Annotated in this window: 7 protein-coding genes and 1 tRNA gene; 2 read left to right on the top strand and 6 right to left on the bottom strand. The window is 64.4% G+C overall.

The window, feature by feature from the left end; translation table 11 throughout:
• Nucleotides 1-2,261 (top strand): TonB-dependent receptor (locus tag O0J15_RS19565; protein ID WP_308306144.1); only part of this gene is annotated, 2,261 nt, incomplete at its 5' end.
• A gap of 119 nt (nucleotides 2,262-2,380) precedes the next feature.
• Nucleotides 2,381-2,836 carry a DUF4189 domain-containing protein gene (locus O0J15_RS19560; protein ID WP_019658862.1) on the top strand — a complete coding sequence of 152 codons (456 nt, stop codon included), beginning with the start codon at nucleotides 2,381-2,383 and terminating at the stop codon, nucleotides 2,834-2,836.
• Nucleotides 2,837-2,910: 74 nt separating this feature from the next.
• Here O0J15_RS19560 and O0J15_RS19555 read toward each other — a convergent pair.
• From O0J15_RS19555 to lexA, 6 genes are all read right to left on the bottom strand, one after another.
• Nucleotides 2,911-3,003 (bottom strand) — tRNA-Ser (locus tag O0J15_RS19555).
• A 78-nt stretch (nucleotides 3,004-3,081) separates the two neighbouring features.
• Nucleotides 3,082-3,285, bottom strand: coding sequence for a carbon storage regulator CsrA (gene csrA / locus O0J15_RS19550; RefSeq protein ID WP_004152909.1), 204 nt, complete (start codon nucleotides 3,283-3,285; stop codon nucleotides 3,082-3,084).
• Nucleotides 3,286-3,432: 147 nt separating this feature from the next.
• The gene (alaS, locus tag O0J15_RS19545) at nucleotides 3,433-6,081 is read right to left on the bottom strand and encodes an alanine--tRNA ligase (RefSeq protein ID WP_111104585.1); all 2,649 of its coding nucleotides are present in this window, start codon (nucleotides 6,079-6,081) and stop codon (nucleotides 3,433-3,435) included.
• 109 nt (nucleotides 6,082-6,190) lie between these two features.
• Nucleotides 6,191-6,682 (bottom strand): recombination regulator RecX, encoded by a 492-nt coding sequence (gene recX / locus O0J15_RS19540; RefSeq protein ID WP_019658864.1) that lies wholly within the window; start codon nucleotides 6,680-6,682, stop codon nucleotides 6,191-6,193.
• A gap of 110 nt (nucleotides 6,683-6,792) precedes the next feature.
• Nucleotides 6,793-7,830 carry a recombinase RecA gene (gene recA, locus O0J15_RS19535; protein WP_026346904.1) on the bottom strand — a complete coding sequence of 346 codons (1,038 nt, stop codon included), beginning with the start codon at nucleotides 7,828-7,830 and terminating at the stop codon, nucleotides 6,793-6,795.
• 204 nt (nucleotides 7,831-8,034) lie between these two features.
• A complete protein-coding gene (gene lexA / locus O0J15_RS19530; RefSeq protein WP_005412936.1) occupies nucleotides 8,035-8,670 on the bottom strand; it encodes a transcriptional repressor LexA in 636 nt (211 codons plus the stop codon).
• Nucleotides 8,671-8,878: the final 208 nt, after the last annotated feature.

Here is an 8,878-nt window from a genome sequence, read left to right as displayed (position 1 = left end):
CCCTCCCCACCCTCCAGGTCCAGGCCTCCCAGCCCTCGCGCATCGACACCCGGGTCACTGTCGACAACCCACATGCGCAGAACCGCACCCTCGGCGGCCTGCTCGAACACGTCTCCGGCGTGCAGAGCAGCGCCTTCGGGCCAAACGCGGGCGCTCCGGTCATCCGCAGCCTCAGCGGCAACCGCGTGCAGATCCTGCAGGACGGCCAGTCCATCCTCGGCATGAACGCGATCAGCGGCGACATCAACATTCCGTTCGATCCGCTGTTCGTACGCAGTGTGACCGTCAACAAGTCCTCCGACACCGTGCGCTACGGCGGCAATGCGATCGGAGGCAGCGTGGAGATCGATCCGGGCCTGATCTCGCGCAGCATGGAAGACAAGGACCAGTCGATGGAACTGGTCCTGCGCAAGGGCTTCAATGCTGCGGACGCGCAGGGCTTCCGCATGAACTTCAACAACCAGCGCAACGTCTCGACCAACCTGCAGGTCTCTCGGCAGCGCATCTCGCACTACGACATCCCCGGCAACAGCAAAGCCAGTGTCTGCAACGCCGCGCTGTTCCCGCCCACCGGCGGCGTCAACTCGGCGCTGGCCGACAGCTGCCAGAAGGAGGCGCGCGTCCAGCAGATCTACAACAAGGCCTCGCAGCCCTACATCGACCAGTTCATGACCGAAAACCCGGACTGGGCCGACGGCGATTTCTCCTTCTACACCAACAATCCGACTTCGGTCTGGCAGCGCCGCACCTACATCAATCCGGTCAACCCGGCCTACGTACCCGGCACGCCTTCGTACGTGCAGAAGCAGATCAACAACGACGTGACGCCCGATTACCATCACCGGTTGGGCAACAGTTACGCGCGCAATTCGCAGGTGGCGTTCGGGTCGACCCTGTTCTTCGACCGTGGTTACGTGGGTGTCAGCATCGATGCCAAGGACAGCGAATACGGCGTGCCCGGGTTCTCGATGCAGAACCTGTCGTTCGGTTCCAACTACGCCAACGCATTGCCGGTGGGCGTAGTGATCGAGCAGGAACGCTACGCACTGGAAGCCCTGTTGCGCGACCCGCTGCCGTGGTTCGAGCGCGCTGAACTGCGTGTTTCGAAGCTGGACAACACCTCGGGCGAACGGCTGGGTGCCACCCGGGCCAACGACTACGATTTCGAGAGCACCCAGGCCGAACTGCTGTTGAGCCATCAGCGTGTCGGTCCGCTCAGCGGCCTGCTCGGTTACAGCCACCAGTCGCGTGATATCACCGGCAGCGGCTCGCTGCGCTACCTGCCTGACGTCGACACCCGCAGCAACGCGATGTTCCTGAAGGAGACGCTGGACTTCGGCTGGGCCAGTTTCGACGCTGGCGTGCGCCACGAGCGCGTTGACCATGACCTGCAACCAAGCCGCTTCAAGACCGCGCGCAATGCCGCCAACACGAAACTGCAGGACCGCGACTACCGGCTCAACAGCTACAGCTTGGGATCGTATGTCGAGCTCGGTCCGTTGTTCGCCGCCAAGGTGCGCTACTCGTCCTCGCAGCGCGCACCGGAGATCAATGAGTTGTATGCGAGCAACGCGCACTACTCGGTGATGACCCAGGAAGAAGGCAACCAGAACCTCGAGCCAGAGCGCGCGAAAAACCTGGAGCTGACCGGCCTGTTCCATATCGGAGGGTTCGAACTGTCGGCTACCGCGTATCGGATGAAGTACGAGAACTATCTGTACCTGGGTTACTCGGGCGTGCAGACCGCCAACCGCCTGCCGCTGAAATACTGGAAGCAGACCGACACCACGGTGAAGGGCTTCGAGATCGACGCATCGCAGGCCCTGGACCTTGGCCGCTATGGCACGTTGAACATCTCCGCCTTCGCCGATCTGGTGAAGAACAAGGCCGATCACCCCGATTCGCTGCGTGCCCACAACGACGGCGAGTACCTGCCGAACATGCCGACCAACCGCTACGGCGCCAATCTGCAGTGGCAACGCGAGGGTTGGAAGGCGCAGCTGTCCAGCACCTACTACGACACGCAGAAGTACCTCGGCCGCAACGTCAGCGAGGAAGTGCCACTGGATGCCTTCAACCTGGTCGACCTGCAGATCAGCCGTGAGCTGCCGGTGCGCAGCAGCTACATCGCCGGCATGGAAGTGTTCATCAACGGCAGCAACCTGCTCAATGAAGAAGCACGGCCGCACAACTCACCGTTGAAGTACATCGCGCCGTTGCCGGGGCGTGGGTTCCAGGTGGGGGTGACGGTTAGGCTCTGACGATCGAACGCGTCGGTACGCGCCTGCGGGCAAATGGCCTGCAGGCGTTCTCCCCCGCCCCCTGCGGGGTTGCGCCACATTCACCGGTTGATTCACCATCGGCAAAACAGGAGAGCGTGATGAACTGGAAGCATGCGGTTTCACTGGCGCTGTTGTTGTCCGCTTCATCAGCCGCAAATGCTGCGTCTGCGATCACCTACGACAAGGATGGCCGCTACGGCTATTCGATGAACCAGTCTTCCCTCACCACTGCGATGCAGCAGTCGCTGCACTACTGCGCAGCGCGATCGCGCAATTGCGGCCAGTCCGCCAGCACCATCGGCGAAGGTTATTCGGCCATAGCGACCGGCACGATTGCGTTGGGCTTTGCACTGGGTGAGAAGACTGCGGACGCCGCGCAGCGGAAGGCCGAAAGAATGTGCAGGGAACGTGCCAACGACTGCACGCTTGCGTTGCTGTGGCGGGAAATTCCACCTCGTCACATTGAACCGCCACAGCTGCCGGGTGCGCCCGCTCCGGCACCAGCGACGACGCCCATGCCAACGCCTGCCACCCGCACCGATCAGCCAGGATAGTCAGCTCCACGCTGCGAGTGTCGGATAAAGAAAAACGCCTGCAGATCGAGGATCTGCAGGCGCTTCTTTATATCTGGCGGAGTGAGAGGGATTCGAACCCTCGATAGAGCTTTTGACCCTATACTCCCTTAGCAGGGGAGCCCCTTCGGCCACTCGGGCATCACTCCGGGGTTTTCTCCGCATCTGGTGCGTTGCACCTCAGCGGGGCGTGAATCATAACGTTAATCGAGTGCGAAGGTAAAGCGTTATTCGGCAGAATTTTCGCTACCGGTGCCACCGGCTTCATCACCACGCTGGATGCGCTGATAGATCTCTTCGCGATGCACAGCGACGTCCTTCGGCGCGGTGATGCCGATACGCACCTGGTTACCCTTGACGCCAAGCACGGTGACGCTCACCGAGTCACCGATCATCAGGGTTTCGCCGACGCGGCGAGTCAGGATCAACATTTTTGTAAGTCTCCATGGAACCGTGTGGAAGGGTATCCCCCACCGGCTTGACGCTCCGTCAAGAAGCGCTACCACGACAAAGGGAAAAGATTCGCAATGGTACCGTCAGCCGTCCCGCTCCTACAAGGAGGGGGACGGCCAGGTTCATCACAGGCGGGGGCTGACCCATTCGACGACTGCAGCCAGCGCAGTGGCAAGGGCGGGCCCGTCCTCGCCACCACCCTGGGCGAGGTCCGGGCGTCCGCCGCCCTTGCCCCCGATCTGACTGGCGATATGGGACAACAGTTCCCCGGCCTTGACCTTGCCCATTGCACTGCCGTTCACACCCGCAACCAGGGCAGCCTTGCCGTCCTGGGCACCGGCCAGCACGATCACCGCATCGCCCAGCTGCTGCTTCAGGCGGTCCATGGCGTCACGCAGGGCCTTGGCATCGAAGCCCTCCAGGCGGGCGGCCAGCACCTTCACGCCGGCAACCTCGACGGCCTGGCCGGACAGGTCGGCCGTGGCGCCGGCGGCGACCTTGGCCTTCACGGCCTCCAGTTCGCGCTCCAGCTGCTTCTGGCGCTGGCCGAGGGCACGGATCTTCTCGACCACGTCGGCGGCGCTGCCGCCCAGCAGTTCAGCGGCTTCGGCCAGGCGGGCCTCCTCGGCGTCCACGTAATCCAGGGCGCCCTGGCCGGTGACCGCCTCGATACGGCGCACGCCGGCCGAGACACCGCCCTCGGAGGTGATCTTGAACAGGCCGATGTCGCCGGTACGGTTGACGTGGGTACCACCGCACAGCTCAGTGGAGTAGTCACCCATCTTCAGCACGCGCACGTGCTCGCCGTACTTCTCGCCGAACAGGGCCATCGCGCCGAAGTCCAGCGCTTCCTGCATGCCCATGTTGTGGACTTCGGCCGCGTTGTTTGCGCGTACCTGCTGGTTGACCTTGCGCTCGATCAGCGCCAGTTCTTCCGCGCTGATCGGCTGGAAGTGCGAGAAGTCGAAACGCAGGCGGTCCGGCGCGACCAGCGAGCCCTTCTGCTGCACGTGGGTGCCCAGCACTTCGCGCAGGGCGGCATGCAGCAGGTGCGTTGCCGAGTGGTTGAGTATGGTGGCGCCGCGGCGCTCGCCATCGACCTGGCCGGACAGCACATCGCCCACTTTCAGGCCGCCGTCGGACAGGGTGCCGACGTGGCCATGGAACTGGCCAGCGAACTTCTGGGTGTCTTCCACCACCAGGCGCACGCCGTTGCCGGCAAGCACGCCCGTGTCACCGACCTGGCCGCCGGATTCGGCGTAGAACGGGGTCTGGTTGGTGATCACGATGACCGAATCACCGGCATCGGCCGACTGCACCGGACGGCCGTCCTTGAGCAGGGCCAGCACGCTCAGGCCGTCGGCCTGCAGGCGGTCATAGCCCAGGAACAGGGTCGGGCTGAGCGTTGCCACCAGCTCGGCCGGCAGGGTCACGCCGCCGCCGAACTTGCCGGCTGCGCGTGCGGTCTCGCGCTGCTGCTCCATTGCGGCGTCGAAGCCGGCGATGTCGACGGTCAGGTCGCGCTCGCGGGCGATGTCCTGGGTCAGGTCGAGCGGGAAACCGTAGGTGTCGTAAAGGCGGAAGGCGTCAACGCCCGGGATCACGCCGTTGCTGGCCTTGCCCGCCACGTCCTCGAAGATCTTCATGCCGGCATCGAGGGTTTCGGCGAAACGCTCTTCTTCGGCCTGCAGCGCACGGGTGACGGTGTCCACCGCCGCCGGTAGTTCCGGATAGGCCTCGCCCATCTGCTCGACCAGGGTCGGCACCAGCTTGCTGAAGAACGGCTGCCGCACGCCCAGCATCCAGCCGTGGCGCAGGGCGCGGCGGATGATACGGCGCAGCACGTAGCCACGGCCTTCGTTGGACGGCAGCACGCCATCGACGATCAGGAACGAACAGGCGCGGATGTGATCGGCGATCACGCGCAGCGACTTGTTTTCCAGGTCGGCGGTGCCGGTCAGCTCGGCGGCCTTGCGGATCAGCGCCTGGAACAGGTCGATCTCGTAGTTGGTGTGAACGTGCTGCAGGATCGCCGCCAATCGCTCCAGGCCCATGCCGGTATCCACGCACGGCGCCGGCAGCGGCACCAGGGTGCCGTCGGGCTGGCGGTCGAACTGCATGAACACCAGGTTCCAGATTTCGATGAAGCGGTCGCCGTCTTCATCCGGCGAACCCGGGGGGCCACCGGCGATGTGGTCGCCGTGGTCATAGAAGATCTCGGTGCACGGGCCGCACGGACCGGTGTCGGCCATCTGCCAGAAGTTGTCCGAGGCGAACGGTGCGCCCTTGTTGTCGCCGATGCGCACGATGCGCTCTTCCGGCACACCGACCATGTCACGCCACAGTTCGTAGGCTTCGTCGTCGGTCTGGTACACGGTAACCAGCAGGCGCTCGGCCGGCAGCTTCCAGACCTGCGTCAGCAGCTCCCAGGCCCAGGCGATCGCGTCCTTCTTGAAGTAATCGCCGAACGACCAGTTGCCCAGCATCTCGAAGAAGGTGTGGTGGCGTGCGGTGTAGCCAACCTGGTCGAGATCGTTGTGCTTGCCGCCCGCGCGCAGGCAGCGCTGGACATCGGCCGCGCGCACGTAGCTGCGCTTTTCCGCGCCGAGGAACACGTCCTTGAACTGCACCATGCCGGAGTTGGTGAACAGCAGGGTCGGATCGTTGCCCGGCACCAGCGGCGCCGACGGCACGATGGTGTGGCCTTTGCCCTTGAAGAATTCAAGGAAATCGCTGCGGATCTGGGAAGTCGTGAATTTGGCGGATGCGTTCATTGGGGGCTGGCAGTCTGCGGGCCGGCGGACCCGGACCACCGGCCGCGTTGGCCAGGGTCGCGAGGGACCGCCGAAAACCTAAAGGGTATCAGGCCCGGCGCCGCCAGTCTCAGTCATCCGGGTCGTAGCGGGTCGCGCGGCGGATGCTGTCGCCGTCGAAGCCCCGTCGGGCCAGCAGATCGGCGGCCTTGCGCCGCTGCGCCAGGTCCTGCGGGCCGGCCTCGCCAAAGCGCCTGCGGACCAGATCGCGAGCATTTTCCTGCCAGTCGCCTTCGTAGCTGTCCATTGCTACGGCAATCGCGGCACTGTCCAGGCCGTGGGTGCCAAGCTCGGCGCGGACATGGATCGGCCCATAGCCGGTGTTGGCGCGCATCCGCACCAGGTTCTCAGCGAAGCGGGTGTCGTCCTGCCAGCCGGCCTCGGTCAGCTTGGCGACAGCGGCCTGCGCGGCTTCGTCTTCAATGCCACGGGCGGTCAGCTTGCGGGTGAGTTCCTTGCGCGAGTGTTCGCGGCGGACCAGAAGGCCCAGCGCCCGCTGCACGGGAGTCTGCTCACGCGGTCGGCGCTTGCGGCCGGTCGGAATGTCTTCGGCGTCGGACATGGGTACTCCAAGGGTGGCGCCATCCGTGGCACCCAGCCCATCCATGGGCGATTCGAACCTGCGGGACAGGGCGACGTCACTGACGGCGCCGCCCTGCCCCACAGCAAGCCTTACTCGTCGTCGCCTTCGTCGTCACCATCCTCGCGGGCCGCTTCGGCCGGCTGGAACTTCTCGCGCAGTTCTGCCTCGAGCTTTGCAGCGACGGTCGGGTTGTCGCGCAGGTAGCCGCGGGCGTTGTCCTTGCCCTGGCCGATGCGTTCTTCACCGTAGCTGTACCAGGCGCCGGCCTTTTCGACCAGCTTGGCATCCACGCCCATGTCGATCAGTTCGCCCTCGCGGCTGATGCCTTCGCCGTACAGGATCTCAGTGATGACCTGCTTGAACGGAGGCGCCAGCTTGTTCTTGACCACCTTGATCTTGGTCTGGTTGCCGATGATCTCGTCACCCTTCTTGATCGCGCCGATACGGCGGATGTCCAGGCGGACCGAGGCATAGAACTTCAGCGCGTTGCCGCCCGTGGTGGTTTCCGGGCTCTGGCCCGGCATCATCACGCCGATCTTCATGCGCAGCTGGTTGATGAAGATCACCAGGGTGTTGGAGCGCTTGATGTTGCCGGTCAACTTGCGCAGCGCCTGGCTCATCAGGCGGGCCTGCAGACCCGGCAGCTGGTCACCCATCTCGCCTTCGATTTCGGCCTTCGGGGTCAGTGCGGCGACCGAGTCGACCACCAGGATGTCGACCGAGCCCGAACGGACCAGCATGTCGGCGATTTCCAGCGCCTGCTCACCGGTATCCGGCTGCGACAGCAGCAGGTCGTCCACGTTCACGCCCAGCTTGGCGGCATAGATCGGGTCCAGCGCGTGCTCGGCGTCGATGAAAGCTGCGGTACCGCCCATCTTCTGGCACTCGGCGATGGCCTGCAGGGTCAGGGTGGTCTTGCCCGAGGATTCCGGCCCGTAGATCTCAACGACACGGCCCTTCGGCAGACCGCCAATGCCCAGTGCGATGTCGAGCATCAGCGAACCGGTCGGGATGGCTTCGACGGGCTCGACCACGCGGTCACCCATGCGCATCACCGAGCCCTTGCCGAACTGCTTCTCGATCTGGCCCAGAGCAGCAGCCAAGGCGCGCTTCTTGTTCTCGTCCATCGTATTGGTCCTTGCAGAGGTCATGTCGTTGGGGGTGCTGTCTTTGGGGGTCTTCTTTGCCATGGGTTCACTTTAAGTCGGACGTATCGCACAGGCTGAGATTCTGCCCGGCGCTCTGAAAAGAATTATCGGACATCCGTACCAACCTCAGTGGAACCAGAGAATCGCCACAAAAGACCGCGGGGTAATGCGCTATGGAACGGGTCAACGGTTGGGCCGCAGCAGGCCGCAATAGAGGCCCTCGATCGCGAAATCCTGGTCCGGCAGCACCTCGATCGGCTTGTAATCGGGATTGCGCGGCAGCAGGCGGATGCGGTCCTTGGCGATCTTCAGCAGCTTGACGGTGATCTCGTCATCGATGCGGGCCACCACGATCTGCCCGGAATGGGCGTCGCGGGTGCGGTGCACACCGATCAGGTCACCGTCGAAGATGCCCTCGTCGATCATCGAATCGCCCTGCACCTTCAGCAGGTAGTCCGGCGCTGGCGAGAAGAACACCCGGTCCAGCACCACGAAATCGTCCGAGCCGATGTCGGCGCCGATCGGGAGGCCGGCCGCAACCCGGCCCAGCACCGGCAGGCGCAGCACACTGTCGGGCAGGCCCGGCTCGGCCAGCTTCTCGACCGGCGGCGCCTGCACCAGGCGGATGCCGCGGGCCTGGCCCGGGATGCGACGGATCGCACCGGCCTGCTCCAGGGCTTCCAGGTGGTACTGGGCCGCGCGCACGCCCTTGAAGCCGAACGCACGTGCGATTTCAGTCTGCGAGGGCGGTGCGCCTTCGCTCTCGATACGCTCGGCGATCAACTGCAGGATCGCCTGCTGGGTGTCGGTCAGGTCCATGGTTAGTAGTATTACTACTAACGCACACAACTGCAAGTGCCGGGTACGACAAACAGGTGATGGGGATCTGTAGTGCCGAGCCATGCTCGGCAGTTGGGCCAATGGCCGGGCGGCAAAGGCAAAAGCAAGAGCAGCCGACCAGCGGTCGGCCCTACAGGAATCGCGCAGCGATTCCACGGCTTCGATGGGGAACCGCTGCGGGGACGCC

Origin of the sequence: Stenotrophomonas sp. Sm10 (assembly GCF_030985515.1) — a bacterium.
Lineage (GTDB): Bacteria > Pseudomonadota > Gammaproteobacteria > Xanthomonadales > Xanthomonadaceae > Stenotrophomonas > Stenotrophomonas hibiscicola.
The sequence above is the reverse complement of the archived record's forward strand: the minus strand, read 5'-3'. Positions and strand labels throughout refer to the sequence as shown.